The following is a 26,390-nucleotide window of genomic DNA, read 5'->3' as shown; positions in this document are numbered from 1 at the left end:
GCCGGTTGCCGCCCGGGGCATCAACGAAACCGGTTTATTCTTGACGCTTTATCCCTTCCACATGATGGCGAGCAGCACGACGACAGACGCCGCAAAGCCCGGCCATGCGCTCGCGCCTTCGCCGCTGATCGCAATCCACGCGAGATTCACATAAGCGGCCGTCAACAGTCCGATAAAGAGCCTGTCGCCACGCGTCGTCGCAATCGGCAAAAAGCCTTTGCGTTCGATAGTCGGCGCACGCATCTCCCACAGCGTCATGCCCGCGAGCATCGCGACGACGCAGCCGAAGAAGATCGCGACTTCGGGTGTCCAGTACATCCACGTGAACATCACACTCTCCCCATCGCGAAGCCCTTCGCGATGTAGTTGCGCACGAAGTAAATGACGAGCGCGCCGGGAATGATGGTCAGCACGCCCGCCGCGGACAGCACGCCCCAATCCATCCCCGCCGCCGATACCGTGCGCGTCATCACGGCGGCAATCGGCTTTGCGTTGACGGTGGTCAGCGTGCGCGCGAGCAGCAGTTCGACCCAGCTGAACATGAAGCAGAAGAACGCCGTCACGCCGACACCCGACTTGATCAAGGGAAGAAAAATCTTGATGAAGAACGCCGGAAATGAATAGCCGTCGATATAAGCGGTCTCGTCGATTTCACGCGAAACACCCGACATGAAACCTTCGAGTATCCACACTGCGAGCGGCACATTGAACAGCATGTGTGCGAGCGCGACGGCGACATACGTGTCCATCAGTCCGACGCTCGAATAGAGCTGGAAGAACGGCAACAGGAACACGGCGGGCGGCGTCATCCGGTTGGTGAGCAGCCAGAAGAACATGTGCTTGTCACCGAGAAAGCGATAGCGCGAGAACGCGTACGCGGCCGGCAATGCGACCAGCACCGACATCACCGTATTCATCAATACATAAACGATCGAATTGATGTAGCCCCAGTACCACGACGGGTCGGTGAAGATCACCTTGAAGTTCTCGAATGTCACCTGGTGCGGCCAGATCGAGAACGCCGACATCGTTTCCTCGTTGGTGCGCAGCGATATCGACAGCATCCAGTACAAAGGAATCAACGCGAACGCGATATAGCCGAGCAGGACCAGCGCGCGTATCCAGCGGCGGTTGTCACGCATTGTCTTCTCCCGTCGTTGCAGGACCGCCCTTGCCTACGCGCTCCATCCAGTTGTAGAGAATGAAGCAGAGCAACAGGATGATCAGGAAGTAGATCAACGAGAAAGCCGCCGCGGGTCCAAGATCGAATTGACCGACGGCCTTTTGCGTCAGGTACTGGCTAAGGAATGTGGTCGAGTCGCCCGGGCCGCCGCCCGTCAGCACGAATGGCTCCGTATAGATCATGAAGCTGTCCATGAAGCGCAACAGCACGGCAATCATCAGTACGCCGCGCATCTTCGGCAACTGGATATAGCGAAACACCGCGAAACGGCTTGCACCGTCGATTTCCGCGGCCTGATAAAAGGCATCGGGAATGGCGCGCAGACCCGCATAGCAGAGCAATGCAACGAGCGGCGTCCAGTGCCAGATATCCATCACCAGCACCGTGACCCACGCGTCGGTCGGACTCGCCGTGTAGTTGTAGTCGACGCCGATGCGATTGAGCACATAGCCGAGCAAACCGATATCGGGCCGGCCGAAGATCTGCCAGATCGTGCCGACCACATTCCATGGAATCAGCAGCGGCATCGCGAGCACCACGAGCGCCGCCGATGCACGCCAGCCGGACGCCGGCATCGCGAGTGCCAGCCCGACGCCGAGCGGAATCTCGAACAGCAGCACGCAGGCCGAGAAAATGATCTGCCTGCCCAATGCACCGCGCAGATCGGGATCGGTCATGATGTTGCGAAACCACTCCGTACCGACGAACACATGCTGCGTCGGGCTGATGATGTCCTGAACGGAGTAGTTGACGACCGTCATCAGCGGCAGGATCGCTGAGAACGCGACGCAGATGAAAACAGGCACGACGAGCAGCCACGCCTTCTGGTTGAGCGGCTTGTTCATCACGCGCCTCCTGCGGCTCGCACCGCAATGCGTTCGTCGTTGCTGAAATAGACGGTTTCGGGCGCAGCGACGCGCAACCACACGGGGCCATCCATCACACGCAAACCCGGCTCCATCTTCGCGTTGAATACGTGACCTTCGCAGTTCGCCGTCACGAGCTGGTAGTTGCCGAGCTGCTGCGCGCGCGTGACTTGCGCGCGGACTGCGCCCGCTTCGCCGTCGCCGGCAAGACGCACGAACTCGGGCCGAATGCCGAGCTTGAGATCGCCATTCGTGCTTTTGAGCGTCGCGAGCGTACTCGCGTCGACAGTGACGCGCTGCGAGCCCAGCTTGATCGCGCCTTCATCGAGACTCACGGGACACAGGTTCATCCCTGGACTACCGATGAAATAGCCGACAAACGCGTGATCGGGACGAAGAAACAACGCTTCCGGCCCACCCTTTTGCACGACGCGGCCATTCGTCATCACGACCACTTCGTCCGCGAATGTCAGCGCCTCGACCTGATCGTGCGTCACGTAGATCAGCGTGAGCTTCAATTGCTGGTGGATCTTCTTCAGCTGACGCCGCAGCATCCATTTCATGTGCGGATCGATGACGGTCAGCGGTTCGTCGAACAGAATCGCCGCCACGTCCTTGCGTACCAGTCCGCGTCCAAGCGAAATCTTCTGCTTTGCATCCGCCGACAGATTGCTTGCCTTGCGCGGCAACTCACGCGCCATGTCGAGAATGTCGGCCACTTCATGCACGCGCGTGCGGACTTCGGCGGCAGGCAGCCCGCGATTGCGCAGCGGAAAGGCGAGATTGTCGAACACGGTCATCGTGTCGTAGATCACCGGAAACTGGAAGACCTGGGCGATATTGCGTTCGCGCGCGCCTTGCAGGGTGACATCGCGTCCATTGAAAAGCACTTTGCCTTCCGACGGCGTCAACAGGCCCGACACGATATTGAGCAACGTCGACTTGCCGCAACCCGAAGGACCGAGCAGCGCGTAAGCGCCGCCGTCTTCCCACACCATGCTCATCGGCTGCAGTGCGTAGTCGTCGAGCGAGGCGGGGTTGGGCCGGTACGCGTGACCGAGATTCTGAAACTCAATGCGCGCCATATGCCACCTCCTGCACCTTGGGACGCGCGACAAGATTGGCGTCCGCGCCGAACACGAACAGTTCGTCGGGGTCGATATAAACGTCGAGCTGCGTGCCGAGCGCGATCTGATGCACGCCTTGCAACTGCGCGACGAGATCGATGCCGCCGTGACGCGTATGCAAGTGAAGGTACGTTTCCGAGCCGCTCAGTTCGGCGAGTTCGAGCAGACAGGGCACGGCAAACGAATGCGCGTTGCGCGGCGCAAGACGCAAGTGGCCGGGCCGGATGCCGATCCGGCAAGTGCCCGTTCCGACAGCTGTCGCCGCCGCGCGGCGCACGGGCACGTCGATGCCGATGGGCAGACGCGCGTCGCCGTTCTCCAGCAGTTCGCTCGTCAGCATGTTCATGGGCGGATCGTTGAAAACGGCGGCCACATCGACGTTCGCCGGTGCGTTGTAGACGTCGAGCGTCGGGCCGAATTGCAGCACGCGGCCCTTGTCGACGACGGCCGTGTAGCCGCCTAGCAGCAACGCTTCGAGCGGATCGGTCGTCGCGTATACGACCGTGGTCTTGCCGTCGGAGAAGAGTGTCGTGAGTTCGGCGCGCAACTCCTCGCGCAACTTGTAGTCGAGATTCACAAGCGGCTCGTCGAGCAGCACCAGCGACGTGCGCTTGACGAGTGCGCGCGCCAATGCGCAACGTTGCTGCTGGCCACCCGACAGTTCGCCGGGACGCCGGTCGAGCAGATGCTCGATATGCAGCTTCGACGCGACCTCGTTCACGCGGCGGCGTATCTCACCCGCTTCCGTCTTTTGCAGCTTCAGCGGCGAAGCGATGTTGTCGAACACCGTCATCGCGGGATAGTTGATGAACTGCTGATAGACCATCGCGAGATTGCGCTGACGCACGCTCACGCCCGTCACGTCCTGGCCGTCGGCCAGCACGCGCCCCGTCGTGGGCCTGTCGAGTCCTGCCATCACGCGCATCAACGTGGTCTTGCCTGCCTGAGTGGGACCCAGCAGCACATTGATCGCCCCCGGGACGAGCCGCAGATCGACGCCGTATAGATGCGTCAGCCCGCCCGAAACGACGGTGACCCGCTCGAGTTCCAAAACCAAATTGCTCTCCTTTGTTCGATGCTTCTGTTGCAGCTTCGCTCTTCTTCTGCTTGTTCTGTGTTCAACCGCGGCGTCGATGCCAATGCAGATGCTTGGGTACGGCTACAGCAATGATTCGGATACGGCGTTCGCATACGCCGGGCGCCGCAAGGCGCGGCCCGGGTTGCTGACGAGAGGCAGGGCAAGGGATAGCGCCCAGGGGCGCCGGAGAAGCCGTTGTCGATCCATTGTCCCGATGCTTTTCTTATTCGGGTACTTCAAAAACAGGCCACACGACCCATGTTCAAAAAGGAAATCAAAACAACAGCAACAATGTTCTCTTTTGTTCGTTTACGTTTAAATCGGGGTTAACCATACAAAACGTGAACAACTGCCATCTACTGTACTTACGGCCAGTAGAACAATCTATTACGCATTGACGCCGTTTTACTTACAGATGGAAAGTTGGCGGTCAGCGTAACAGAAGACAAACCACAGGCTGGAGCAGCTGCCGGGTTCGTCTGACCTGTCGAAACGGGCCGTCCGGCTATCCGCACCTCGTGTGCGCGAGTCAATCGCATGCGTTCGATTCTCGCGCGATGAAAAAGACAGCAGGCTTAGGGTTTCACGTGGTTGATTTGGTGCATGGGCGAAACGTCGCGGCGTGAGTGAGGCGCGAGCCGGACTCGCTATTTACGAAGCACTCCATCCGTGAGTCCGTGCGGAAAGTGCCTTGTTTTGCGGGCTTTTCACCCGTTCGAGCCCGTATTCAAAGGAACCCGGATGACACGCGAAGGCGTGCGGGTATACGTTAATTTGTGCGCGCCGGCCAGCCTCGTTTACTGAACGAAAGCCAGGTCGTCCGAACTACTTTGATCAGACATGATCGAGGGGTTCGGACGTTGTTTGTCCGTACCGGAGGTGTAGCATGGCGAATCTGTCCAGCAGTGCAATCGACGAATTCAAAGCTCTCACGCGGGGCCAGGTCGTATTGCCCGGCGATCCAACGTTCGATGAAGCACGCAGCATCTGGAATGGAATGATCGACCGTCGCCCCGCGATCATCGTTCGCTGCGCAGGCACGGCCGATGTTCGTCGCGCCGTCAATTTCGCGCGCGACAACAAGTTGCTGCTCGCCGTGCGCGGCGGCGGCCACAATATCGCAGGCAGCGCCGTATGCGACGACGGCATGGTGATCGACCTGTCGCAGATGAAGTCGGCGCGCATCGATCCCGTCGCGCGCCGCGCCTATGTCGAGCCGGGCTGTCTGTTGCGCGACTTCGATCACGAAGCGCAAGCCTTCGGGCTCGCCACGCCGCTCGGCATCAATTCGACGACGGGCGTCGCGGGCCTCACGCTCGGCGGCGGGTTCGGCTGGATCAGCCGGCGCTTTGGGATGACGGTGGACAACCTGATTTCCGCTGACGTCGTTACCGCCAACGGCGAATTGATCCGCTGCAACGCCGATTCGCATGAAGATCTGTTCTGGGCGATTCGCGGCGGAGGCGGCAATTTCGGCGTCGTCACGATGTTCGAGTTCAAGCTGCACGAAGTGGGACCCGAGGTCTACGGCGGCCTCGTCGTGCTGCCAATGGACCAGGCGCGCGACGCGCTCGTCAAATACCGCACTGCGTTCGAAACCTGGCCCGACGAGTTGACTGTCTGGGCCGTCGCGCGCTTCGCGCCGCCGCTGCCCTTCCTGCCCGCCGAGGTGCACGGCAAGCCGATCATCGCGTTTGCGGTCTGCTACACGGGCCCTGTCGCGAACGGTCCAGCCGTGGTCGATGAAGTGCGCAAGTTCGGCACGCCCTACGGCGAACATCTCGGACCGATGCCGTTCACCGCGTGGCAACAGGCCTTCGATCCGCTACTGACGCCGGGCGCGCGCAACTACTGGAAGTCGCACAATCTCGCAACGCTCGACGACGGCCTGATCGACGCGTTCGTCGATGCCATCGCCAATCTGCCTTCGCCTCAGTGCGAGATCTTTTTCGGCGCGATCGGCGGGCAGACGATGCGCGCGGCGCCCGATGCGACGGCTTACTCGAATCGCGACGCGAAGTACGTGATGAACGTGCATGGCCGCTGGACGGAAGCCGCCGACGACGAGCGCTGCATTGCATGGTCGCGCGCGTTCTTCGACGCATCGGCGCCGTTCGCGCTCGGCAGCGTGTACGTGAACTTCATGACGGAAGAAGAATCCGCGCGCGTGGGCGCGGCCTATGGTCCGAACTACGAGCGGCTCGTCGCAGTGAAAGACCGTTACGATCCGCAGAACCTGTTCCGCCATAACCAGAACATCAAGCCATCCGCCATGGCCTGAACGCCGCGTGTGTGACGTGCCGGATAGCAATCGTGGTGGCGTTGCTGTCCGGCATTGCTTTTCAACGCCTCTGTTCTCTTCACATTGCACCGCGTCATGCGCGGCTGCAGCGCCTCACGCTAAAGTAGCGTGCACGCCCATCACGCTCCTTTTCCGCTCAACGCGCCCAACGCACCATGCCGCGCATGCGCATCGCCTTGCTGACGATCGTCGCCATGTTCGCCTTCGCGGGCAATTCGCTGCTATGCCGCATCGCGTTGAAGGGTACGTCGATCGATCCCGCGACGTTTACGTCCGTGCGCATCGTGTCAGCGGCTATCGTGTTGTGGATCATTCTGCGCAGCCGCAGCCCGTCGCAAGCCATCTCCGGTAACTGGCTTTCGGCTTTCGCGCTATTCGTCTACGCGGCGGCGTTCTCGTTCGCCTATGTATCGCTGTCGGCGGGAACGGGTGCGCTGCTGCTATTCGGCGCGGTGCAGGCGACGATGATCGGCTACGCACTCTGGCGCGGCGAACATCTGCGCATGCTGCAATGGACGGGTCTCGCATGCGCGCTCGCGGGGCTCGTCGGGCTCGTGCTGCCCGGCGTGAGCGCGCCGCCACTGCTGGCGTCGCTGCTGATGCTGTGCGCGGGCGTCGCCTGGGGCGCGTATTCGCTGCGCGGCAAACGCGCCGCCGATCCGACGGCCACCACGGCAGGGAATTTCATGCGCGCCATCCCGTTCGCGGCGGCGATCAGCGCCGCGATGTTTGCGCGCGCATCGATCGACAGAACGGGTCTGCTTTTCGCGGCGATATCCGGCGCGTTGACGTCGGGTGTCGGCTATGTGATCTGGTACGCCGCGTTGAAGGAAATCAAGGCCGCCACGGCCGCAACCGTGCAACTGAGCGTGCCGCTGATCGCCGCCGTGGGCGGCATCGTGCTGCTCGGCGAACCGCTGACCGCGCGAATCGCATTGAGCGCGGCCGCGATACTCGGCGGCATCGCGCTTGCGATCAGCCGCCGCTGAGTATCGAATCAACGGTCGAATCGCCGTTTGACGGAGATCGGGGTGGGCAGCACTCGTCGCGATGCGCCAACGGATGCGCTATCCGGGAAAATCAGCACGCTCAAGCCGATGTCGGCCGACGTGCGCGCGCAGCAGATTCGTGACGTAGTCGATGCGTTCCAGCGTCTACGCAGCAGCGTCACGCGCTTCGTGCAGATGTTCGCGGCGACGCGGGACACTGCGTCGATGGCCGGCGGCCTTTCTTCTGCGTCGCTGCGCGAATTGCTGTCGATGCTCGCAAACGAAGCGCAAGCCGCGCGTTGCGCGCGCGGCCCGATGAAATGGACGCGCTCATGAAGACGCTGCAAGCCGAAGCGAGCGCATTGGAACGCACGCTTCAGGCCACGGCGGGCGACGACCCGTCCGGGCGTTCGGCCTCGCTGGCGATTCTGGAACGCATGCGTATCGTGTATGTGGGCGGAAGGCCGGGTTCGACTGCATCGATCACGACTCGATGAACATGCTCAAGCGAGTCTGCGAACGCAGCCACATTGCGTGGCATCCGCTGCGCACCGCGAGCGTCGCGAGCTTCGTCGAACTGATCGGGCGGCTCAATGCCGATGCGCAGACGAACACCCAATCGGGTGGAGCGCCGCGCTTCTGCCTGCGCCACGGCTAGGCTTCACGCGACATCGAAATCACTCGCCGATCAACGCCGCACCATCTTCGTGAGCGCGGCGATATCGTCGGCACAGGCGGCGTATGCCTGCGCTTCGATGCCGCGATAGAGCCGGATGATCTCCTCACCGACGGGCGTGAGCGCGCTGCCGCCGCCGCTCTGGCCGCCATGCTCGGATACCGTCGCGGGGGATTTCAGCGAGCGGTTCAATTCATCCATCAACAGCCAGGCGCGCCGATACGACATGTTCAGGCTGCGCGCCGCCGCCGAAATCGAACCATGCTCACGCACCGCTTCGAGCAGCGCGACCTTTCCCGGTCCCAGCGCGATCGTGTCTTCCTGCTGAATGCGCATTCTGAAGCGCACTTCGGGCTTCGGATGTGCCGATGTCTTCATGTTGTTCGCCGTTGACTCATGCGCGCAAGCATACACGATGCCATATGCTGGAATTCAATCGGCACTTGCACCCGTGCGCCGCGGCTCATGCTCACGTTCACGGCGATGGCCACCGCGACCGCATCAAAGCTCGAGCACGAGCCCGAGCCGTTTCACATGACGCGACGCGGGCAGAATGTCAGCCGCTGAAAACAGGATGGGCGCGCCTTCGTCGTAGCGGTTCGTCGTGTAGCAGCGCAGGTCGAATGGATCGGCCGTCAGGCGTGCGTGCTGCCGCAGCGCGTCGGCGCCTATCCGATGCTTGACTGGCGCTCAGTCGACGCCGACGATCACGCTCGAAGCCTTGAAGATCGCGGCGGCCGCCTTGCCGCTGGCAAGGCCGAGACGCTCGACGCTGTCGTTGGTGACAATCGCGGCGACCTGCGCGCCGCCTGCCGACGAGATGATGACCTCGCTGTTGACGGCGCCCTTCGTGACCGACGCGACCGTGCCCGCGATGCAGTTGCGCGCCGACACCTTGCTGCTGTCGGCATCGACCATCACGATCACCGACGACGCCTTGACGAGCGCGAACGCCGGCTTGCCCGCCGCGAGTCCGAGCGACGACGCACTGCCGTGCGTGATGACGGCGACGATTTCGAGTCCGTCCTGAGTGCGGAGCGTGATTTCGTCGTTGACGGCGCCGGCCTTGACGGCCGTGACCTGGCCGGCGAAATGATTACGGGCGCTGGTACGCATGCGACTCTCCTTTGGGTGGCACCTGTGTGTCGTTCAGTATGGACGAATGGCAAGCCTGCAGTGTACCGCGCGGCCTGTGACAGCCTGTCATCGGCACGGCGGGCCCGCACGGCGCGCGACGTGACGCGTGCTCGACGGGACAGTGGCATCCTGGTCGCTCATATCCAGCGGACAACTGTTCGATCGAACTCGACGTGGACGATACCGTCTTCGACATGCCCGACGACCCCTACGACATGCGGTAGCGCCCGCAACGCAGCGACGGCCGGACACTTCCGGTCCCGCCGCCGGGGCAATAGACTATGCTAACGCGCGAGCCCGTGTGCTCGCGCCGTTGCACACGCGGCCTTCTATCGAGTCCATTGCCCATGAATTCCACCACCGACGATACCCCGCGCCCCGCCATGCGCGCCCTGACGCCGCTCGAAGCCCGCGTGCTGGGCGTGCTGTTCGAGAAGCAGCACACCGTACCCGACACCTATCCGCTGTCGCTCAATTCCCTCGCGTCGGGCTGCAATCAGAAGACCTCGCGCTCGCCCGTGATGAACGTCAGCGAATCCGAGATTCTCGACGCGATCAACTCCATGAAGCGCCTTTCGCTGGTGCTCGAAGGCAGCAGCAGCCGCGTGCCGCGCTTCGAGCACAACATGGAGCGGGTGCTCGGACTGCCGCGCCAGTCGGCGGCGCTGCTGACCGCGCTGTTGTTGCGCGGCCCGCAGACGGCCGCCGAACTGCGGCTCGCCACCGCGCGCCTGCACAGCTTCGCCGATACGTCGTCCGTCGAGGCGTTTCTCGAAGAACTCGCCGCCAATGTGCCGCCGCGCGTCGTCAAGCTGGCGCGCACGCCGGGCGAGCGCGAGAGCCGCTGGATGCATCTGCTGTGCGGCGAGCCGACGGCCGAGCAGATCGGCGCCGGGGCACTCTCCGACGATCCGCTGCCACCCGGCGAGCTCGAAGGGCTGCGCGCGCAGCAGCGCGAGCTGAGCGAGCGCGTCGAACGGCTCGAGGCACTTGTGACGCGCCTCGCGGGCGAACTCGGCGTGCCGCTCGATGACCTGAACGGAAGCGTGTAACCACTGGAATCGAACCGGTTTGCCGTGCATGATCGCGGCGAACCGCCGGCGCGCCATCAACGTGTGGCCTGGCCCGACGGATGGCTGAGCCAGGTCAGATCGACAAGCTATCCAGAACGCAAACCCTTGCCTGACCACGCACCCACCAGCCACCCGCCAGGCCGCTAAACGGGTTGCGAAGCGCCCTGAACGAATGCGACGATGCGGTTGGCGCGCGGCCGACGCCAGGGCGCGCCGCCTTGCGCCCTGCCCCGCTTTGCCCATTTTTGCGATTCACTGTGCCAGGAGACTGACCGATGAACGAGCACGACGCCCCCAATCCGCCCGCTGCTGCCGACCTGCCCACCGACGACCGCCCGGACGATCCCGACCGCCGCCGCGTCCTCACCGGGCTTGCAGCAGCGGGCCTCGGCCTAGCGCTGGCGGGCTGCCAGTCAGTCGACAGCGCCTCGACGGGCGCGCCGCGCAGCGCGGCCGACGCCCGGCTTGACGCCGCGTTGCGCGATCAGGTCAAGCGCATCGTCGTGATCTACGCGGAGAACCGCAGCTTCGCCAACCTGTACGGCAACTTCCCGGGCGTACAGTATCCGCTGTCCGCCGTCACGCCCGAGCGCTACGTGCAATTGGACCGCGACGGCAACACGCCGCTCGCCACGTTGCCGAAAATCTGGGGCGGACTCGTGCCGCAAGCGCAGGAGGTCGACGGCAAGCGCTACATGATTGCCGAGCGCGATATCACCGGATTGCGGAACCAGCCATTCCATCTGACCGACGCGCACGGCGCGCCGCTGCCGAACAGCGTGATCACCCGCGACCTCGTGCACCGCTTCTATCAGAACCAGATGCAGATCAACGCGGGCCGCAACAATCAATTCGCCGCGTGGGGCGATTCGGGCGGCCTCGTGATGGGCCATTACCGCAGTTCCGGCGAATCGCTGAAGCTGTGGGCGCTCGCGCAGCAGTACACGCTGTGCGACAACTTCTTCATGGCGGCGTTCGGCGGCTCGTGGCTAAACCACATCTTTCTGATTTCCGCGCAGGCGCCGCTCGTGCCGGACATCGGCAACGGCCCGGGGAAGAAACTCGTGTCCGTCGTCGAAGGCGACGACCCGACGGGCACGCGCCTGAAGCAGGCGCCCAATTCGCCGAAGACGGCCCTCGACGGGCCGCCTGTGTTCGTCAGCGACGGCCTGTTCACGCCCGACGGCTATGCAGTCAACACGATGGCGCCGCCCTATCAGCCGAGCATGGTGCGGCCCGCCGAGGGCGGCGACCCCGCGCTCGCCAATCCGGCCGACCCAAAGGTGCTGCCGCCGCAGCGCTACGCGACGATCGGCGACCGGCTGAGCGACAAGGGCGTCGACTGGGCGTGGTATAGCGGCGCCTGGCAATACGCGCTCGATCATCGCGATACGGGTGCCGTGCCCGACTTCCAGTATCACCATCAGCCGTTCAACTACTTCGCGAACTTCGCGCCAGGCACGGCGGCACGCGCGCGGCATCTGCGCGACGGCGGCGTTGGCGACGACGCGTCCACCAACCGCTTCATCGCCGATGTCGACGCGGGACGCCTGCCCGCTGTGACCTTCTACAAGCCGCAGGGCAATCTGAACATGCACGCGGGCTACGCGGACGTCGAGTCCGGCGACCGGCATATCGCGAACGTCATCGAGCATATCCAGCGCGGCCCGCAATGGCAGAACACCGTGATCGTCGTCACGCACGATGAAAACGGCGGCTGGTGGGATCACGTCGCGCCTCCCAAGGGCGACCGCTGGGGGCCGGGCTCTCGCATTCCCGCGCTCGTCATTTCGCCGCTCGCGAAGAAGGGCTATGTCGATCACAGCGTGTACGACACCAACTCCATCCTGCGTCTGATCAGCCGCGTGCATGGCCTGGCGCCGCTCGATGGCGTCGCGCTGCGTGACCGCGCGTTCGTGCAGAATGGGCTGACGCCCATCGGCGATCTGACGGGCGCGCTCGATCTCGCGTGATGCCGTTGCGAAGCCGTATGAAAGGAAACACATGTTCGTCGTGTATTGGCTGGAACAAGGCACGTCGACGGGAACCGCTCGCTTCGAGCGGTTCGCCGCCGACCAGATGACCCAGGCGCTCGCATTCACCGAAACGCTGCGCAAGCAGCAGGCTGCCGGCGAAGACGTGAGCTTCGTCACGCTCTGCAGCGAGAACCCGCGCTCGGTCGGCAAGCCCGGCGCGTCCGATCCGCCCGCCGATTACGCGTGGAAAAAGCGCCGTCCATGAGCGCGGCAGCGTGGCGCCATGCCATCCAGCCATCCACGCATCACAACACCATTGCGCGCGTAAAAGGCAAATAGGCGAAGCCCTGTAACAAGAAGGAGCCAACATCAAAGGCGGCGAAACGATCGCCGAGATGGCGGAAACCGACCATGGCAACGGCTCGATGCAATTCGAAGTCCGCAAGGAGTGCGAGCCCGTCCATCCCGCAGCTATTTGCCGCGCGTGGGTTCATGACGCGCCGGCGCACAGCAAAAAGCCGCGCACGGCGTGATGCCGTGCGCGGCTGGGTCTTGCCCTGCTCGCGCGTTGCGCTCAACGCACCGCGTTCGCTTCGAGCAGCGGATCGAGATTGCCGGCGGTTTCCAGCGCGTTGAGATCGTCGAAACCACCCACATGGGTCTCACCGACGAAAATCTGCGGCACCGTACGGCGTCCCGTGCGTTCCATCAATGCAAGCGCCGTGGCGCGGTCGCCCTGCACGTTGACTTCCTCGTACGACACACCTTTCTTCTTGAGCAGCGCCTTCGCGGCGAGACAGTACGGGCACGTCGGAGTCGTGTAGATCGTGATTGCGGACATGGTTATCTCCGTGAGCGTATTGAGCGTATTGAATGCGGCGCGTTACTGGCCGCGATAGATGTCGTCGAATGCGGACGATGCGCCTGCCAGCGAATGCGCGCGCGCTGCACGGAAGCCCGAACCGGCGCTGCCGCTGGCCGACGGACCATACGAAGTCGCGATCAGATCATGCGAGCGATGAAACACGTGCGGCGCAGCGGCCGGATCGTTCGCGGGCTCCGGGTAGCGGGTGTCGCTTTGCGGGTACTGGCCGGCTTGCTGCGCGGCGATCAACTCGGCGCGAACCTGTGTGCGCGTGGCCGCCGGTTGGGTTTCAGCGTGGCTTGCGAGCGGCAGACCCAATGCAGCCGCAAGAACGAGAGCTTGATAGACGCGTTTCATGTTGAGCACCTTTGAGAAGCGTTGCCGTCGGCGACGGGATGGCTCAACTGTAGGCGCGCATCGGATGGCCGTTAATGTCGGCGCGTCTCATGAACATGCTCGATCGGCTCACGGCTTTTCGGCGCACGCGCCGCTAGCGCCATGCGCGGCTTCCGGGTGATCGCTCGACGCCTTGTGCGGCAAGGCTTGACGGGCAACGCTCGCGGCCGGTCGCAGAGGCCCCGGCGCATGCTGTGCGATTAATGAAATTCTCTATTGCTCCGCGTCAGCCGCAGCGTCAGCGGCCGCGGCCTCCTGCGCCGGCTGCATGGGTCCGCCCGATGCGCGCCAGCGCGCGGGCGTCACGCCGATCTGCTTCTTGAACACGCGCTGGAACGCCGCTTCCGACTGATAGCCGACCGTCTCGCCGATATCGCCGACGGGCGTGGTCGATTCGAGCAGCATGCGGCCCGCAATCGTCATGCGGACTTCCGTGAGCACGTCGGTTGCCGAGCGGCCGATCGCTTCCTGGAATTGCCGCACGAAAGTTGCGCGCGACATGTTGCACAGCGCGGCGAACTGGTCGAGCGTCCAGGGCTTGCCGGGCGACTCGAACATCGCCGACAGGGCCGCCTGCAAGCGCGGACGCCCCGCCAGCGCCAGCAGCCCGTGCGGCGGATGCGCGGCCTCGCTCGCGAAGCGCAGCGTCAACGCGAACAGCGCCGCCGACAGATGATTGACGAGGGTTTCGCTGCCGGGGCATTCGTCCGTGGCCTCTTCGCGCATCAGTTGAATCAGCCGCGCGAGCCGCGAGCCCGCGACGCCGCCCGGCTGTTCGCCATTGGCGGCGGCGTCGCCGTTGCTGGTGGTACGCGCGCCGCTGCGCACCACCAGCCGTGACGGCAAGTGATCGCGCAGCAGCCGGTCCGGCACGGCGCCGAGCAGGAAGCGGCCGCACAGGATGTCGACCGTGTCGCCCGTGCCGCTGTTCTCCGCGACGCTCAGCATGATGTTGCGCCGCTCCGTGACGGGCACGGGCGGCGCGCCGCTGCCGTCGTGGATACGGTGCGGGCTGCCCGTTGGAAACACGATGATGTCGCCCGCGGCCAGATGCTCGGGCGGCCCGTTGCCGTCTTCGAGCACCGCGCGCCCCGACAGCAGCACGTGATACGGAATCTCGCGCACGCCCGCCGGGCCTTCTTCGATCGCCCATGGCGCGCCGAAGTGGCAGCGAACGTCGACACGCCCGCTCACGGGCATCAGCGACAGAAAGCGGCTCAGCAGATCCATTCGAGCCGCCGGTTGAGCCGCGAGTTGAGCCGCGAGTTGAGCCGATTAAGCATGTTTTTGAATCGTTCGAGGATTAGCAACGCCCACGCAGGACCGTACAGTGAAGCCGTGCAATGCAAACCGATTCTACTGGACGGCAGCGACGCGCGCGGCACAGCACACTGATTCCGCCACCGCCCGTCAGAGCGAGGAACATCATGAAGACGCTTCATATCGATGTCGCAGTGATTGGCGCGGGCAGCGCGGGCTTGTCCGCCTTCCGCGCCGCGAAGGCCGCCGGCGCGAGTGTCGTGCTGATCGAAGGCGGCGCGTACGGGACGACTTGTGCGCGTGTCGGCTGTATGCCGTCGAAGCTGCTGATCGCCGCCGCCGAAGCCGCCCATGCGGCGCGCAGCATGGCGCCGTTCGGCGTGCATGTCGATGGCGCCGTGCGGGTCGACGGCCGCGAAGTGATGGCGCGCGTCAAGCGCGAGCGCGACCGCTTCGTCGGGTTCGTCGTCGAATCGACGGAAAGCATTCCCGATGCAGAGCGGCTGATCGGCTACGCGCGGTTCATCGACGACACCGTGCTCGAAGTGGGCGAGCACACCCGCGTGCACGCGAAGCGCGTCGTGATCGCGACCGGCTCGTCGCCGTACGTGCCCGCGATGTACCAGGCGCTGGGCGAGCGCGCGATCGTCAACGACGACGTGTTTGCCTGGGATGACTTGCCGCGCAAGGTTGCCGTGATCGGCGCGGGCGTGATCGGGCTGGAACTGGGTCAGGCGCTTGCGTGGCTCGGTGTCGACGTGACGATGCTAGGCGCGCGCGGGCGCGTTGGGCCGTTGAGCGATCCGGCAATCAAGGATTATGCGCGCGATGTGTTCAAGGATTCTTTTCACTTCGAGACCCACGCGCAGGTGGAAGCGGCGACGCGGGAAGGTGACACGGTGCGTTTGCGCTATCGCGATGGCGCGGGGGAATTGCACGAAGACACGTTCGATTATGTGCTGGTTGCGGCAGGCCGTCGGCCGAATATGGACAAGCTCGCGTTGCATAACACGACGATCGAGCTCGATGCGCGCGGTGTGCCTGTGTTCGATCCGCTGACGTTGCAGGCGGGCAAGCATCCTGTGTTCATCGCCGGCGATGCAAATGATGTGCTGCCGCTCCTGCACGAAGCGGCGGATGAAGGCCGCGCTGCGGGCGAGAATGCGGCTCGGTATCCCGATGTGAAGCCGCTTGTGCGGCGGGCGGCGATTTCAGTGGTGTTTTCCGAGCCGGGGATTGCGATGGTTGGTGCGCGGTTTCTGGATCTTGCTGACGGGTCGTTTGTGACGGGTGAAGTCAGCTTCGAAGACCAGGGCCGCAGCCGCGTGATGCTGCGCAACCGCGGGCTGATGCATGTCTACGTGGATCGCGCTACGCGGCGGTTCCTGGGTGCCGAATGGATCGGGCCGGATGCCGAGCATATCGCGCATCTGCTTTCGTGGGCGCTGCAGATGGGGCTGACCGTCGATGCGATGCTCGCGATGCCTTTTTATCATCCTGTTGTCGAGGAAGGTCTGCGGAGCGCGTTGAGGAGTGCGGCTGCGCAACTGGCTGCCGTGTGATTTCGGGGTCTGGTTCTGGGCTTCGCCGGGGGTTTCGGGTTCGGGGGGCAGCGGTGCGGCGTTAGCCAGGTAGGTTTGCCCCCCGCGCGCCCTACTTGGAGTACAAAGTCGACTCCGCGAAATCCTCCGCCTCCAGCACCCGCCCGACCAGAATCAACGCGGTACGCTCTATATCCGTCGCTTGCACCTTTTCAACAATATCAGCAAGCGTCCCGACAACTTTCTCCTCATCCGGCCAGCTTGCCCGATACACCACCGCGACGGGACAGTCGCCCCCATAGTGAGGCATCAATTCATCGACAATCAGCGCAATATGGCGCACCCCAAGATGAATCGCCATCGACGCGCGATGCCGCGCAAGATCCGCAAGCTGCTCGCCTTCAGGCATCGAAGTCTTCCGCGCATATCTCGTCAGGATCAACGTCTGCGACACATCAGGCAACGTCAGCTCGACCCCGAGCGCAGCCGCGCAGGCCGCCGTCGCCGTCACACCGGGCACGATTTCATACGGAATCCCAAGCGCGCGCAAGCGGCGAATCTGCTCGCCAATCGCGCCGTACAACGACGGATCGCCCGAATGCACGCGCGCGACGTCCTGCCCCTTCGCATGCGCTTCGGCAAGCAGACCAATGATCCCATCCAGATCGAGCTCGGCCGTGTTCACCACTTTTTCAGCGACGTTCCCGCTCAACACAGCTTCCGGCACAAGCGAACCGGCATAGAGAATCACCGGACACGTACGCACCAGGCGCTGCCCCTTCACCGTGATCAGTTCAGGATCACCCGGTCCCGCGCCGATAAAAAACACCGTCATTTCACAGTACTCCAATCTTCTTCGTTCAATGCGCGCAGCAGTTGCGCCGGACTGTCGAACGCCCGATCGACCTCGGGCAGCGCAGGACGCCGCATCATCACGACCGGCACCTTCAGTTCCCGCGCGACCTCGAGCTTCGCCTGCGTCGCCGCGCCGCCGCTGTTCTTCGTCACCAGCACATCGATGTGATTCAGCGCGAACAGCGCCCGCTCGCCGTCGATATCGAACGGGCCGCGCGCGTCGATGATGCGCGCGCGCCCGTTGCCCGGATGCGCGTCGAGACAGCGCACGATCCAGTACTGATGCGCGGGTATCTCGTCGAGATGCGCGAGCGGCTCGCGCCCCGACGTGAACAGCACGCGCCGAAACGGTCGGATCGCATCGACCAGTTCGTTCCAGCCGCTTACCATGCGCCAGTCGTCGCCCGTTTGCGGCGTCCAGCCCACGCGGCGCAGCGCCCAGCACGGCACGCTGGCTTCGCGGCACGCAACAGCCGCGTTCGCGCTCATTTGCGCGGCATAGGGATGCGTCGCGTCGATCACGAGCGCAATGCCTTCGCTTTCGATAAAACGCGCAAGCCCTTCGCTGCCGCCGAACCCGCCGACCCGTACTTCACACGCCAGCCCGTCCGGCACACGTCCGAGCCCCGCCAGGCTATAGACATGCTGCCGCCCGAGTTGCCGCGCGATCTGCAATGCGTCGCCCGTGCCGCCGAGCAATAACAGACGTTTCATCGCGCCACACCGATGATGTTGCCCTGCCGGTCGATCGCAAACATCTCGACTTCGACCGACGCGGGCACGATGTCGCGCGCCACGTCGCGCGCGCGTGCGCAGACGATATCGCCGAGCGGCACGCCTTTTTTCCGCGCCATCGCAAGCGCTTCCTGGCTCGTGTTCGCGCCGACGATAGCGGCCTGCAACGCGGCGTCGCTCGCGGCATGTTGCGCCGACCACGCGGCGAGTTGCGGTAAGTCGATGCTCGAATGGCGGCTGTGCAGATCGAGATGCCCCGCCGCGAGTTTGCTCAGCTTGCCGAAACCGCCGCACATGCTGAGCTTGTCGACGGGCGCGCGCTTCAGATGCTTGAGCACGGCGCCCGCGAAGTCACCCATTTCGATCAGCGCAATATCGGGCAACCGGTAGTAAGCGCGCATGGCGTCCTCGCTCGCATTGCCCGTGCACGCGGCGATATGCCGATAGCCGTTCGCGCGCGCAACGTCGATGCCCTGATGGATCGACGCGATATACGCCGAGCACGAGAACGGCCGCACGATGCCCGTCGTGCCGAGTATCGACAGCCCGCCGACAATGCCGAGACGCGGATTCATCGTCTTCTGCGCCAGCGCCTCGCCGTTCTCGACGCCTATCGTCACTTCGAAGCCGCCCGCGTAACCATGCTCGGCGGCCAGTTCGTTCAGATGCGCGGTCATCATCTGACGCGGCACCGGGTTGATGGCCGGCTCGCCGACGGGCAGCGTGAGGCCCGCGCGCGTCACCGTGCCGACGCCCGGCCCGGCATGAAAACGCACGCCGGGTTGATCCGCGAGACGCACGCGCGCGAACACCACCGCGCCATGCGTAACGTCGGGATCGTCGCCCGCGTCCTTGACGGTGCCCGCTTCGGCGCCGCCTTGGCCGCCGTCGATCAGGCGGCAGAAGACGAGTGGCATCGGCACATGCTGGCCTTTCGGCAGCACGATTTCCGCGACATCGCTCGCCACGCCCGACAGCAGCAAACGCGCCGCCGCCAGCGACGTCGCCGTCGCGCAGCTTCCCGTCGTGTAGCCGCTGCGCAGCGGCGCGGGCTGTTCGGGCGTTTCGTCGCGCATCACGGTTTGCGGGTGTCGAGTAGCGTGATTGGCAGCGCGGCGCGCCACGTCTCGAAGCCGCCCAGCGGCTGCGCTTCGGCCAGGGCGACGCGCGTCAGCGCGCCGCCGTGCCGCGCGCGCCACGCGACGAGCGCCGCCTCGCCTTCGAGGGTGACGGCGTTCGCAATCAGCCGCCCGCCTTGTTTCAGCGCGCCCCAGCAGCCGTCGAGCACACCCTGCGCAGTCACGCCGCCGCCGATGAAAATGGCATCCGGCGCGGGCAGGCCATGCAGTGCGTCGGGCGCCTTGCCAGCGACCAGTTGCAGCCCCGGCACGCCGAGCGCGTCGCGATTGTGTTCGATGAAACGCTGACGTTCGCCGTTCGCTTCGATGGCTATCGCGCGGCAACTGGCGTGCGCGCGCATCCATTCGATGCCGATCGATCCACAGCCCGCGCCGACGTCCCATAGCAGTTCGCCAGGCGCTGGCGCGAGGCGTCCGAGCGTCAGCGCGCGCACGTCGCGCTTGGTGAGCTGGCTGTCGTGACGATAGGCGTCGTCGGGCAGCCCGGGGGTCAGCGCGAGCCGCGGCGCGTCCCGCGCATCGCGCCGGCAGTCGAGCGCGATCAGGTTCAGCGCCGCCGACTCTCCAATCGACCAGTCGTGCGCGCGCGCGTCGACGATGCGTTCGGACGCGCTACCCAGATGTTCCATCACGATCATGCGCGTCGCGCCGAAGCCGCGTTCGACGAGCCACGCGGCCACGGCGGCGGGCGTCGCGCCGTCCGCGCTCAGCACGAACACGCGCGCGCCATCGTGCAGATGCATCTGCAACGCGGCAAGCGGCCGGCCGACCAGCGACACCGTCGCCACATCCTGCAACGCCCAGCCAAGGCGCGCCGCCGCAAGCGACACCGACGACGGCGCGGGCAGCACGCGCAATTCGTCGGCGGGAACGTGGCGCGCGAGCGTCGCGCCGACGCCGTAGAACATCGGATCGCCGCTCGCCAGCACGCACACGGGCGTGTCGCGCCGCGCCAGCACGGGCGCGATGTCGAACGGATGCGGCCATGGCTCGCGCGCGGCGGACAGGCACACGGGCAGCATCGCCAGATGCCGCTCGCCGCCATAGATCACCGACGCGTCGATCAACGCGCGCCGCGCCGTTTTCCCCAGGCCGGCAAAACCGTCATCGCCCATTCCCACTACGGTCAGCCACGCTGACATGCGTCGATCCTCATCTGCTTGCTGTACTGAAAACGCTGCTGCGGGCCGTGTTTCAAGGCTGCGGCATCGTTGTGCTGTTCGAAAAAAGGCATAATACCCGTTCGCCGGTGCCTTTCGGGGCCTAAGAGGGAACACACATCACTGCGATGACCGTGACTGCCCCCGCAACTGTATGCAGCGAGTCCACGCCAATTTGCGCCACTGGTGATACCGGGAAGGCCCGGCGTGTGCAGCGACCTGTGAGTCAGAAGACCTGCCGGCCAACAGTTCGTGCCAGCCAACATCGGGCGGGGTGTACCGATGCCGAGCCGCTCTCCTTCGAGATGCCCGGGCCGTCGCGCGACGTAAACCCCGTAATGTCTTGAGCCACGCTTTCGATTCGTCCGACGCTTCCGCCTTGCGCCCTTCGGCTTGTCCGGGGCTGTTGCGCATCGTGCCCGCGCTCGACGGCGGCCTGTGCCGCGTGAAGCTGGCGGGCGGCGAATTGAGCGCGACGCAGGCACGCGCCATGGCCGGGGCGATCGACGAACACGCGTCGGGTGTCGTCGACATCACGAATCGCGCGAATCTGCAGTTGCGCGGCGTGAAGCGCGGCCATGAAGCTGCGCTCGTTGCAGCGCTGCTCGACGCGGGGCTCGGACCGCAGAACGCCGAGCATGCATTCGCCGACGACGTGCGCAATGTGATGGTCAGCCCGGTTGCGGGCCGCGACGCAAGCGCGTTATACGACACGAGCGCGCTAGCTGGCAATCTGTTGACGCTGCTGCAAGGTGACACACGGTTCGCCGCGCTTTCGCCGAAATTCGCGCTGATGCTCGACGGCGGCGAGCGTCTGATGATGCTCGATCATCCGCACGACATCTGGTTTTCGGCGATGCTGCAGCGCGACCGTCCGGACGTGCTGTTCGCAATCGGACTCGCTGGCTGTCCGCCCGTTACGGCGGACCATGACAGCGCTTTGGCCGCCGTCACGGCTGCGGATCTTGCGACGTTCACGCAAGCGCTCGTGCACACGTTCCTCGACCTCGCCGCGCCGGACGATGCCCGCATGCGCGACCTGCTCGCCGCGCATTCCATCGAGAACATCATCGGGCACGCCGAACGCAGGAGCGGTGTGAGCCTGCTGCGCGACGCGTCGATCCGAGGCTGGCGCCGGGAACCCGCCGATGCCGAGCGACGGCTCGGCGCGCATCGGCAAAACGACGGACAGCGCTGGCATGTCGGCGCGCAGCCCGCGTTGGGCCGCATGAACAGCACGACGTTGCGCGGCCTCGCCGAACTCGCCGGCGGCAATGCGCGCGCGACGCTGCGCATGACGCCGTGGCAAAGCGTGCTGCTCACCGACATCGACACGGTGAACCTCGACGCAACGTTACGGAAGCTCGAAGCACTCGGTCTCGCCACCACCGCTGACAATCCGCTGACCCGGGTGATCGCATGCGCCGGCTCGGCCGGCTGCGCGAAGAGCCAGGCGGACACGAAAGCCGACGCACTAAAACTGGCCGCACAGGTACCCGAGCATACGCAAGTGCATCTCAGCGGCTGCCCGCGTTCATGCGCGGCGGCGCATCGCGCGCCCTACACGCTGCTCGCGGCAGCCGACGGCCATTACGACCTGTACCACACACACGACCCGCGCGAGTCCAACGGCTTCGGCCGATGCATCGCGCGCGGTCTGACGATCGACGAAGCGGCGGATGCACTGAACGCGTCCGCCCTTCCCCCAACTGATGAGCCATTCGATGCTTGACTACATCCGCGACGGACAGGAAATTTATCGCCAGTCGTTCGCGACGATACGCGCGGAAACCGACCTGTCGCGCATTCCCGCCGACCTCGAAAAGCTCGCCGTGCGCGTGATCCACGCGTGCGGCATGGTCGATATCGCCAGCGACCTGCGCTTTTCGGACGGCGCGGGCCGCGCGGGACGCGAGGCGCTCGCCAGCGGCGCGCCGATCCTCTGCGACGCGCGCATGGTCGCCGAAGGCATCACGCGCGCGCGGCTTCCCGCGCACAACGACGTGATCTGCACGCTCGCCGATCCGTCCGTGCCCGGGCTCGCGCGCGAGATGAACAACACCCGCTCGGCGGCGGCGCTCGAACTGTGGCGCCCGCGCCTGCAAGGCAGCGTCGTCGTGATCGGCAATGCGCCGACCTCGCTGTTTCATCTGCTCGACATGCTCGACGGCGGCGCGCCCCGCCCAGCGCTGATTCTCGGCTTCCCGGTCGGCTTCATCGGCGCCGCGGAGTCGAAGGCGATGCTCGCCGCCAATAGCCGCGGCGTGCCGTTCGTCGCCGTGCAGGGCCGGCGCGGCGGCAGCGCGATGGCGGCGGCTGCCGTGAACGCGCTCGCATCGGAGGACGAATAATGGCCGATCAGGCGAACAGCACGCGCGGGCGTCTCTATGGTCTCGGCGTCGGCCCCGGCGACCCGGAACTGATCACGGTGAAAGCGCTGCGGCTGCTGAAATCGGCGCACGTGGTCGCGTATTTCGTCGCGAAGGGCAAGAAAGGCAACGCGTTCTCGATCATCGAGTCGCATCTGTCGAGCGAGCAGGAGCAGTTGCCGCTCGTCTATCCCGTGACGACGGAAGCACTCGAACCGCCGCTGTCGTACGAAGCGATCATCGCCGACTTCTACGACACGGCCGCCGAAGTGGTCGCGAAGCATCTCGACGCCGGGCGCGACGTGGCCGTGATCTGCGAAGGCGACCCGTTCTTCTACGGCTCGTACATGTACCTGCACGACCGGCTCGCCAACCGGCTCGCGCCGCGCTTCGAAGGCGAAGTGGTGCCGGGCGTGTGCTCGATGCTCGGCGGCGTCGCCGTGCTCGGCCAGCCGCTCGTGTACCGCAACCAGACCTTGTCGGTGCTTTCAGGCGTGTTGCCCGAAGACGAACTCAAGCGCCGTCTCGCCGCCGCCGACGCCGCCGTCGTGATGAAGCTCGGCCGCAATTTCGACAAGGTGCGCCGCGTGCTCGACGAACTGGGGCTCGCGGAGCGCGCGCTATACGTCGAACGCGCGACGATGGCGAACCAGCGCATCGTGCCGCTCGCCGAAGTCGACCCGATGGCGTCGCCCTACTTCTCGCTGCTCGTCGTGCCGGGGGAAAAATGGCAAGGCTGACAGCACCGCCCGCGATCGTGATACTCGGCGTCGGCGCGCGGGACACGGCGCGGCGCGTGCAATCGCTGTATGACGGCGCGCAGGTGCATGGCCTGCAGGGCCGGGTCGCCGATGCCGATGTCGCTTACACGGAACTCAACGCGCATCTGCGCGAGCTTTACGCGAGCGGCACGCCGATCATCGCGCTGTGTGCGGCGGGTATCGTGATTCGCTGCGTCGCGCCGCTGCTCGCGAACAAGGGCGCCGAGCCGCCCGTGCTGGCCGTCGCCGAGGACGGCAGTGCCGTCGTGCCGCTGCTCGGCGGGCTGTCGGGCGTCAATGCGATGGCGCGCGAAATCGCCGCCGCGCTCGACGTGCCGCCCGCGATCACGACGAGCGGCGAGTTACGCTTCGGCGCATGCGTGCTGAACCCGCCCGACGGCTACACGCTCGCGAGCCTCGATCAGGGCAAGCGCTTCGTGTCGGATCTGCTGGCGGGCGAAGCGACGCGTATCGAAGGCGACGCGCCGTGGCTCGACGGCGTGCAACTGCCGCTTGCCGACGACGCGCAACGCGCGATCCGCGTCACGCCGCTGGCATGGCACGGCGCGACGGACGAACTGGTGATTCATCCGCGCAGTGTCGTGGTCGCCGTGCGTGCAACCCGCTCCGGCGCCGGATCGTTGCCTCAACGGATACGCGAAGCGGCGCAGACGCATGGGCTGGCGGCGCAAGCGCTGGCGGTGCTGCTCGCGCCCGCTACGCTGACGGGCGATCCCGCGCTTCGGCAGGCAGCCGACGAGTTGCAGGTCGCACTACGCTTCACCACTGACAGCAGCCTGGACCACGATGCAGACCATAGCGCGGCCCAGATGCTCAGCCAAACCTTACGCGTGCCTCACAAAGCGCTCGACGCGCCCGGCGACGCGCCCATCGCTTTCGCCGTCGCTCAAGCGCCGCTCGATCCCGCGACAGTCGGCCGCGCGCGCGGCAAGCTGAGCGTGATCGGCCTCGGGCCCGGCGACGCGTCGCTGATGGTGCCCACTGCGCGCGCGGCGCTGACGCAGGCCACCGACATCCTCGGCTACGAAACCTACGTGAAGATGGCGGGCCCGTTCCGCGCGGACCAGCGCGTGCACGGCACGGACAATCGCGAGGAAATGCAGCGCGCCCGCCATGCATTCGAGCTGGCGAGCGCCGGGCGGCATGTGGCGATGGTGTCGTCAGGCGACCCCGGCGTGTTCGCGATGGCGGCCGCCGTGCTCGAAGCGCTGGACGGCGCGCGCGAAGAAGCACGACACGCGGCATGGTCGGCCGTCGAACTGGAAATCGTGCCGGGCGTGTCCGCCGCGCTGGCGACGGCCGCGCAGGCGGGCGCGCCGCTCGGCCACGATTTCTGCATGCTGTCGCTGTCGGACAATCTGAAACCGTGGTCGATCATCGAAAAGCGGCTGCGGCATGCGGCCGAGGCCGATCTGGTCATGGCGTTCTACAACCCGATTTCGCGCGCCCGTCCGTGGCAGCTCGACAAGGCACTCGATATCGTGCGTGAATATCGCGCGCCCGCGACGACCGTCGTGCTCGGCCGCGATATTGGCCGTCCCGGCGCCACATTGAAAACAACGACGCTCGCCGGATTGAAATCCGCCGATGTCGATATGCGGACGATGGTAATAATCGGCTCGTCGACGACCCGCGCTTTCAAACCCGCCGGAAGCGGCCGGGAATGGGTCTACACGCCGCGCTGGTATGAATAGGAGGCGATTTTAACGTTTGCATTGAATTGAATCAGCCAGTTGTTGATATTCAATCAACCGGCTGAAAGGAAGATTGAAACTGTGCAAAAGAAAAATAAATTAAACTTTTCCCATAGTGCGACGTATACAACGATTATCTCCGGCCACCGCTTCGTTCGCCCACCATGCAAACCAGTGAAGACACCGTCGATACAGACGTGAGCGCACCTGTCCCCGCTGCGCGCCAGCTTTCTCCCGATGCCGTACCCGTCGGTACGCCGCTCGAGTTTCCGATTCTCGACAGCGATGGCGCGCTGCTGTTCGATCGCGGCGCGGTCGTGATCGGCGCGGATGAACACCGCTTTCTGTTCCAGCATTTCAAGCCGCAGCGCGGCGATCTGGCCACCGCGAACGACGACGCCACACGTGCCGCGCGGGCGGCAGCCAGGCAGGGCGAAGCCGAATCGCTCGCGCTCAAGGACATGCATCTGACGATCGGCGCGCTGATCGGCGTGCGCTCGCAGGTCGGAATGGGCGCGCCGATGCATCCGTCGCGCATCATCGGCTTTGCGCCGAACGAGTCGCTGTTCGTCACGCCGCCGCTCGTCGATGGCAAGCCGATGCTGCTGTCCGTCGGCGAGAACGTCGAGATCGTCGCGATTGCGAGCCAGGCGGTGTTCCGCTTCGTGTGCACCGTCGATTCCGTCTGCCAGGTGCCGTTCCACTATCTCGTGTTGTCGAAACCGGGCGTGGTCCGCCGGCTGCGCGAGCGCAAGTCGGTGCGCGTGCGCGCGAGCCTGCCGCTGCGCTTCAGCATCGAAGCGCAAGGCACGGGCTACGAAAGCCTCGGCCTCGTGCAGAGCGTGAGCGCGATGGGCATGTCGTTTTCCGCGCCGTGGACGGTCGGGGAAGTCGGCAAGCGCATCCGCGTCGCGTTCACGCTGCGCTCGAAGGACATGGAAACGCCGATCGAAACCACCGCGACGATCCGCAACGTGCAGCCAGGCTCGAAACCCAGCGAGCCCGCCACTCACGGCATCGAGTTCGACCAGCTCAACCAGGTCGAGCAGATGGCGCTGAAAGTCTATGTGTTCGACCGGATCGACGATGTGATCTTCTGGACGAGCGGACCGAAGTAAGCCGCACTGCTTTCCTTTGCTGAAAAAAACGGCCCGGTCATTTGCATGACCGGGCCGTTTGGCTTGTGG

Annotated in this window: 29 protein-coding genes and 1 riboswitch; of the genes, 14 read left to right on the top strand and 15 right to left on the bottom strand. The window is 65.0% G+C overall.

The window, feature by feature from the left end; genetic code table 11:
- Nucleotides 1-48 precede the first annotated feature (48 nt).
- The 5 genes from C2L66_RS21815 to C2L66_RS21795 are packed head-to-tail and all read right to left on the bottom strand — an operon-like array spanning nucleotide 49 to nucleotide 4,233.
- Nucleotides 49-330, bottom strand: coding sequence for a DUF2160 domain-containing protein (locus C2L66_RS21815; protein WP_054934705.1), 282 nt, complete (start codon nucleotides 328-330; stop codon nucleotides 49-51).
- Nucleotides 330-1,142 (bottom strand): carbohydrate ABC transporter permease, encoded by an 813-nt coding sequence (locus C2L66_RS21810; RefSeq protein ID WP_060602999.1) that lies wholly within the window; start codon nucleotides 1,140-1,142, stop codon nucleotides 330-332. The genes C2L66_RS21815 and C2L66_RS21810 overlap by 1 nt, the downstream gene beginning before the upstream one ends.
- Nucleotides 1,135-2,028 carry a carbohydrate ABC transporter permease gene (locus C2L66_RS21805; protein WP_035989403.1) on the bottom strand — a complete coding sequence of 298 codons (894 nt, stop codon included), beginning with the start codon at nucleotides 2,026-2,028 and terminating at the stop codon, nucleotides 1,135-1,137. Before C2L66_RS21805 ends, C2L66_RS21810 begins: the two co-directional genes overlap by 8 nt.
- A complete protein-coding gene (locus tag C2L66_RS21800; protein ID WP_060603002.1) occupies nucleotides 2,028-3,134 on the bottom strand; it encodes an ABC transporter ATP-binding protein in 1,107 nt (368 codons plus the stop codon). Before C2L66_RS21800 ends, C2L66_RS21805 begins: the two co-directional genes overlap by 1 nt.
- Complete coding sequence (locus C2L66_RS21795) at nucleotides 3,121-4,233, bottom strand: ABC transporter ATP-binding protein (protein ID WP_054934703.1); 1,113 nt, start codon at nucleotides 4,231-4,233, stop codon at nucleotides 3,121-3,123. The genes C2L66_RS21800 and C2L66_RS21795 overlap by 14 nt, the downstream gene beginning before the upstream one ends.
- 907 nt (nucleotides 4,234-5,140) lie before the next feature.
- On the opposite strand from C2L66_RS21795, the gene C2L66_RS21790 reads away from it, so the two are divergent.
- From C2L66_RS21790 to C2L66_RS41705, 5 genes are all read left to right on the top strand, one after another.
- Nucleotides 5,141-6,535, top strand: coding sequence for an FAD-binding oxidoreductase (locus C2L66_RS21790; protein WP_060603005.1), 1,395 nt, complete (start codon nucleotides 5,141-5,143; stop codon nucleotides 6,533-6,535).
- Between the two features lie 176 nt (nucleotides 6,536-6,711).
- Nucleotides 6,712-7,545, top strand: coding sequence for a DMT family transporter (locus tag C2L66_RS21785; protein WP_060603007.1), 834 nt, complete (start codon nucleotides 6,712-6,714; stop codon nucleotides 7,543-7,545).
- Between the two features lie 42 nt (nucleotides 7,546-7,587).
- Nucleotides 7,588-7,881 (top strand): hypothetical protein, encoded by a 294-nt coding sequence (locus C2L66_RS21780; RefSeq protein ID WP_233445028.1) that lies wholly within the window; start codon nucleotides 7,588-7,590, stop codon nucleotides 7,879-7,881.
- Nucleotides 7,878-8,042, top strand: a complete 165-nt coding sequence (locus C2L66_RS41710) for a hypothetical protein (protein WP_233445027.1) — start codon at nucleotides 7,878-7,880, stop codon at nucleotides 8,040-8,042. Before C2L66_RS21780 ends, C2L66_RS41710 begins: the two co-directional genes overlap by 4 nt.
- Entirely contained in the window at nucleotides 8,039-8,203 is a 165-nt protein-coding gene (locus tag C2L66_RS41705) for a hypothetical protein (protein ID WP_233445026.1), read from the top strand. The genes C2L66_RS41710 and C2L66_RS41705 overlap by 4 nt, the downstream gene beginning before the upstream one ends.
- 30 nt (nucleotides 8,204-8,233) lie before the next feature.
- Here C2L66_RS41705 and C2L66_RS21770 read toward each other — a convergent pair whose 3' ends face one another.
- Together C2L66_RS21770 and C2L66_RS21765 are read right to left on the bottom strand one after the other, a co-directional pair.
- Nucleotides 8,234-8,557 carry a winged helix-turn-helix domain-containing protein gene (locus C2L66_RS21770; protein WP_035991166.1) on the bottom strand — a complete coding sequence of 108 codons (324 nt, stop codon included), beginning with the start codon at nucleotides 8,555-8,557 and terminating at the stop codon, nucleotides 8,234-8,236.
- Between the two features lie 354 nt (nucleotides 8,558-8,911).
- On the bottom strand, nucleotides 8,912-9,337 hold the full coding sequence (locus tag C2L66_RS21765; protein ID WP_054934699.1) for a TOBE domain-containing protein: 426 nt from the start codon (nucleotides 9,335-9,337) through the stop codon (nucleotides 8,912-8,914).
- A gap of 368 nt (nucleotides 9,338-9,705) precedes the next feature.
- Here C2L66_RS21765 and C2L66_RS21760 point away from each other — a divergent pair, with 368 nt between their 5' ends.
- The 3 genes from C2L66_RS21760 (at nucleotide 9,706) to C2L66_RS21750 (ending at nucleotide 12,672) form a co-directional block, all read left to right on the top strand.
- Nucleotides 9,706-10,410 carry a YceH family protein gene (locus C2L66_RS21760; protein WP_054934698.1) on the top strand — a complete coding sequence of 235 codons (705 nt, stop codon included), beginning with the start codon at nucleotides 9,706-9,708 and terminating at the stop codon, nucleotides 10,408-10,410.
- A 296-nt stretch (nucleotides 10,411-10,706) separates the two neighbouring features.
- Nucleotides 10,707-12,404, top strand: coding sequence for an acid phosphatase (locus tag C2L66_RS21755; protein ID WP_060603009.1), 1,698 nt, complete (start codon nucleotides 10,707-10,709; stop codon nucleotides 12,402-12,404).
- A gap of 31 nt (nucleotides 12,405-12,435) precedes the next feature.
- Entirely contained in the window at nucleotides 12,436-12,672 is a 237-nt protein-coding gene (locus C2L66_RS21750; protein ID WP_054934696.1) for a hypothetical protein, read from the top strand.
- A gap of 40 nt (nucleotides 12,673-12,712) precedes the next feature.
- On the opposite strand, the gene C2L66_RS40745 is transcribed toward C2L66_RS21750, so the two are convergent.
- The 4 genes from C2L66_RS40745 to C2L66_RS21730 all read right to left on the bottom strand — a co-directional run bounded on the left by C2L66_RS40745 (nucleotide 12,713) and on the right by C2L66_RS21730 (nucleotide 14,898).
- Entirely contained in the window at nucleotides 12,713-12,985 is a 273-nt protein-coding gene (locus tag C2L66_RS40745) for a hypothetical protein (RefSeq protein ID WP_158512162.1), read from the bottom strand.
- Nucleotides 12,982-13,248, bottom strand: a complete 267-nt coding sequence (grxC, locus tag C2L66_RS21740) for a glutaredoxin 3 (RefSeq protein WP_060603012.1) — start codon at nucleotides 13,246-13,248, stop codon at nucleotides 12,982-12,984. The genes C2L66_RS40745 and grxC overlap by 4 nt, the downstream gene beginning before the upstream one ends.
- Before the next feature lie 42 nt (nucleotides 13,249-13,290).
- Nucleotides 13,291-13,629, bottom strand: coding sequence for a DUF4148 domain-containing protein (locus tag C2L66_RS21735; RefSeq protein WP_060606778.1), 339 nt, complete (start codon nucleotides 13,627-13,629; stop codon nucleotides 13,291-13,293).
- 252 nt (nucleotides 13,630-13,881) lie between these two features.
- On the bottom strand, nucleotides 13,882-14,898 hold the full coding sequence (locus tag C2L66_RS21730) for an AraC family transcriptional regulator (protein WP_060603015.1): 1,017 nt from the start codon (nucleotides 14,896-14,898) through the stop codon (nucleotides 13,882-13,884).
- 197 nt (nucleotides 14,899-15,095) lie between these two features.
- Between C2L66_RS21730 and C2L66_RS21725 the strand changes: the two genes are divergently transcribed.
- The gene (locus C2L66_RS21725) at nucleotides 15,096-16,490 is read left to right on the top strand and encodes a dihydrolipoyl dehydrogenase (protein ID WP_060603018.1); all 1,395 of its coding nucleotides are present in this window, start codon (nucleotides 15,096-15,098) and stop codon (nucleotides 16,488-16,490) included.
- 91 nt (nucleotides 16,491-16,581) lie between these two features.
- Here C2L66_RS21725 and cobM read toward each other — a convergent pair whose 3' ends face one another.
- The 4 genes from cobM to C2L66_RS21705 are packed head-to-tail and all read right to left on the bottom strand — an operon-like array spanning nucleotide 16,582 to nucleotide 20,340.
- Nucleotides 16,582-17,304 (bottom strand): precorrin-4 C(11)-methyltransferase, encoded by a 723-nt coding sequence (cobM, locus tag C2L66_RS21720; protein ID WP_060603020.1) that lies wholly within the window; start codon nucleotides 17,302-17,304, stop codon nucleotides 16,582-16,584.
- Entirely contained in the window at nucleotides 17,301-18,038 is a 738-nt protein-coding gene (locus C2L66_RS21715; RefSeq protein ID WP_060603022.1) for a cobalt-precorrin-6A reductase, read from the bottom strand. Before C2L66_RS21715 ends, cobM begins: the two co-directional genes overlap by 4 nt.
- Nucleotides 18,035-19,135 (bottom strand): cobalt-precorrin-5B (C(1))-methyltransferase, encoded by a 1,101-nt coding sequence (locus C2L66_RS21710; RefSeq protein ID WP_054934688.1) that lies wholly within the window; start codon nucleotides 19,133-19,135, stop codon nucleotides 18,035-18,037. The genes C2L66_RS21715 and C2L66_RS21710 overlap by 4 nt, the downstream gene beginning before the upstream one ends.
- The gene (locus C2L66_RS21705; RefSeq protein ID WP_060603025.1) at nucleotides 19,135-20,340 is read right to left on the bottom strand and encodes a bifunctional cobalt-precorrin-7 (C(5))-methyltransferase/cobalt-precorrin-6B (C(15))-methyltransferase; all 1,206 of its coding nucleotides are present in this window, start codon (nucleotides 20,338-20,340) and stop codon (nucleotides 19,135-19,137) included. Before C2L66_RS21705 ends, C2L66_RS21710 begins: the two co-directional genes overlap by 1 nt.
- 88 nt (nucleotides 20,341-20,428) lie before the next feature.
- A riboswitch (cobalamin riboswitch) is annotated at nucleotides 20,429-20,615 on the top strand.
- An 86-nt stretch (nucleotides 20,616-20,701) separates the two neighbouring features.
- On the opposite strand from C2L66_RS21705, the gene cobG reads away from it, so the two are divergent.
- The 5 genes from cobG to C2L66_RS21680 all read left to right on the top strand — a co-directional run bounded on the left by cobG (nucleotide 20,702) and on the right by C2L66_RS21680 (nucleotide 26,321).
- Nucleotides 20,702-22,090: a precorrin-3B synthase gene (cobG, locus tag C2L66_RS21700; RefSeq protein ID WP_233445025.1), complete on the top strand. Its 1,389-nt coding sequence runs from the start codon at nucleotides 20,702-20,704 to the stop codon at nucleotides 22,088-22,090.
- Nucleotides 22,083-22,709 carry a precorrin-8X methylmutase gene (locus tag C2L66_RS21695; protein WP_060603028.1) on the top strand — a complete coding sequence of 209 codons (627 nt, stop codon included), beginning with the start codon at nucleotides 22,083-22,085 and terminating at the stop codon, nucleotides 22,707-22,709. The genes cobG and C2L66_RS21695 overlap by 8 nt, the downstream gene beginning before the upstream one ends.
- Entirely contained in the window at nucleotides 22,709-23,467 is a 759-nt protein-coding gene (locus C2L66_RS21690) for a precorrin-2 C(20)-methyltransferase (RefSeq protein WP_009769748.1), read from the top strand. The genes C2L66_RS21695 and C2L66_RS21690 overlap by 1 nt, the downstream gene beginning before the upstream one ends.
- Nucleotides 23,455-25,203, top strand: coding sequence for a precorrin-3B C(17)-methyltransferase (cobJ, locus tag C2L66_RS21685; RefSeq protein ID WP_060603031.1), 1,749 nt, complete (start codon nucleotides 23,455-23,457; stop codon nucleotides 25,201-25,203). Before C2L66_RS21690 ends, cobJ begins: the two co-directional genes overlap by 13 nt.
- 164 nt (nucleotides 25,204-25,367) lie before the next feature.
- The gene (locus C2L66_RS21680) at nucleotides 25,368-26,321 is read left to right on the top strand and encodes a flagellar brake protein (protein ID WP_060603034.1); all 954 of its coding nucleotides are present in this window, start codon (nucleotides 25,368-25,370) and stop codon (nucleotides 26,319-26,321) included.
- The last annotated feature ends 69 nt before the right edge of the window (nucleotides 26,322-26,390 follow it).

It is taken from the genome of Paraburkholderia caribensis (genome assembly GCF_002902945.1).
Taxonomy (GTDB): Bacteria; Pseudomonadota; Gammaproteobacteria; order Burkholderiales; family Burkholderiaceae; genus Paraburkholderia; species Paraburkholderia caribensis.
This window is presented reverse-complemented; position numbering and strand designations above follow the sequence as displayed.

Coding starts and splice junctions, on each gene's coding strand:
- C2L66_RS21815 (WP_054934705.1), bottom strand. CDS start 330: ATGTTCACGTGGATGTACTGGACACCCGAAGTCGCGATCTTCTTCGGC.
- C2L66_RS21810 (WP_060602999.1), bottom strand. CDS start 1,142: ATGCGTGACAACCGCCGCTGGATACGCGCGCTGGTCCTGCTCGGCTAT.
- C2L66_RS21805 (WP_035989403.1), bottom strand. CDS start 2,028: ATGAACAAGCCGCTCAACCAGAAGGCGTGGCTGCTCGTCGTGCCTGTT.
- C2L66_RS21800 (WP_060603002.1), bottom strand. CDS start 3,134: ATGGCGCGCATTGAGTTTCAGAATCTCGGTCACGCGTACCGGCCCAAC.
- C2L66_RS21790 (WP_060603005.1), top strand. CDS start 5,141: ATGGCGAATCTGTCCAGCAGTGCAATCGACGAATTCAAAGCTCTCACG.
- C2L66_RS21785 (WP_060603007.1), top strand. CDS start 6,712: ATGCCGCGCATGCGCATCGCCTTGCTGACGATCGTCGCCATGTTCGCC.
- C2L66_RS41710 (WP_233445027.1), top strand. CDS start 7,878: ATGAAGACGCTGCAAGCCGAAGCGAGCGCATTGGAACGCACGCTTCAG.
- C2L66_RS41705 (WP_233445026.1), top strand. CDS start 8,039: ATGAACATGCTCAAGCGAGTCTGCGAACGCAGCCACATTGCGTGGCAT.
- C2L66_RS21770 (WP_035991166.1), bottom strand. CDS start 8,557: ATGCGCATTCAGCAGGAAGACACGATCGCGCTGGGACCGGGAAAGGTC.
- C2L66_RS21765 (WP_054934699.1), bottom strand. CDS start 9,337: ATGCGTACCAGCGCCCGTAATCATTTCGCCGGCCAGGTCACGGCCGTC.
- C2L66_RS21760 (WP_054934698.1), top strand. CDS start 9,706: ATGAATTCCACCACCGACGATACCCCGCGCCCCGCCATGCGCGCCCTG.
- C2L66_RS21755 (WP_060603009.1), top strand. CDS start 10,707: ATGAACGAGCACGACGCCCCCAATCCGCCCGCTGCTGCCGACCTGCCC.
- C2L66_RS21750 (WP_054934696.1), top strand. CDS start 12,436: ATGTTCGTCGTGTATTGGCTGGAACAAGGCACGTCGACGGGAACCGCT.
- grxC (WP_060603012.1), bottom strand. CDS start 13,248: ATGTCCGCAATCACGATCTACACGACTCCGACGTGCCCGTACTGTCTC.
- C2L66_RS21735 (WP_060606778.1), bottom strand. CDS start 13,629: ATGAAACGCGTCTATCAAGCTCTCGTTCTTGCGGCTGCATTGGGTCTG.
- C2L66_RS21730 (WP_060603015.1), bottom strand. CDS start 14,898: ATGGATCTGCTGAGCCGCTTTCTGTCGCTGATGCCCGTGAGCGGGCGT.
- C2L66_RS21725 (WP_060603018.1), top strand. CDS start 15,096: ATGAAGACGCTTCATATCGATGTCGCAGTGATTGGCGCGGGCAGCGCG.
- cobM (WP_060603020.1), bottom strand. CDS start 17,304: ATGACGGTGTTTTTTATCGGCGCGGGACCGGGTGATCCTGAACTGATC.
- C2L66_RS21715 (WP_060603022.1), bottom strand. CDS start 18,038: ATGAAACGTCTGTTATTGCTCGGCGGCACGGGCGACGCATTGCAGATC.
- C2L66_RS21710 (WP_054934688.1), bottom strand. CDS start 19,135: ATGCGCGACGAAACGCCCGAACAGCCCGCGCCGCTGCGCAGCGGCTAC.
- C2L66_RS21705 (WP_060603025.1), bottom strand. CDS start 20,340: ATGTCAGCGTGGCTGACCGTAGTGGGAATGGGCGATGACGGTTTTGCC.
- C2L66_RS21695 (WP_060603028.1), top strand. CDS start 22,083: ATGCTTGACTACATCCGCGACGGACAGGAAATTTATCGCCAGTCGTTC.
- C2L66_RS21690 (WP_009769748.1), top strand. CDS start 22,709: ATGGCCGATCAGGCGAACAGCACGCGCGGGCGTCTCTATGGTCTCGGC.
- cobJ (WP_060603031.1), top strand. CDS start 23,455: ATGGCAAGGCTGACAGCACCGCCCGCGATCGTGATACTCGGCGTCGGC.
- C2L66_RS21680 (WP_060603034.1), top strand. CDS start 25,368: ATGCAAACCAGTGAAGACACCGTCGATACAGACGTGAGCGCACCTGTC.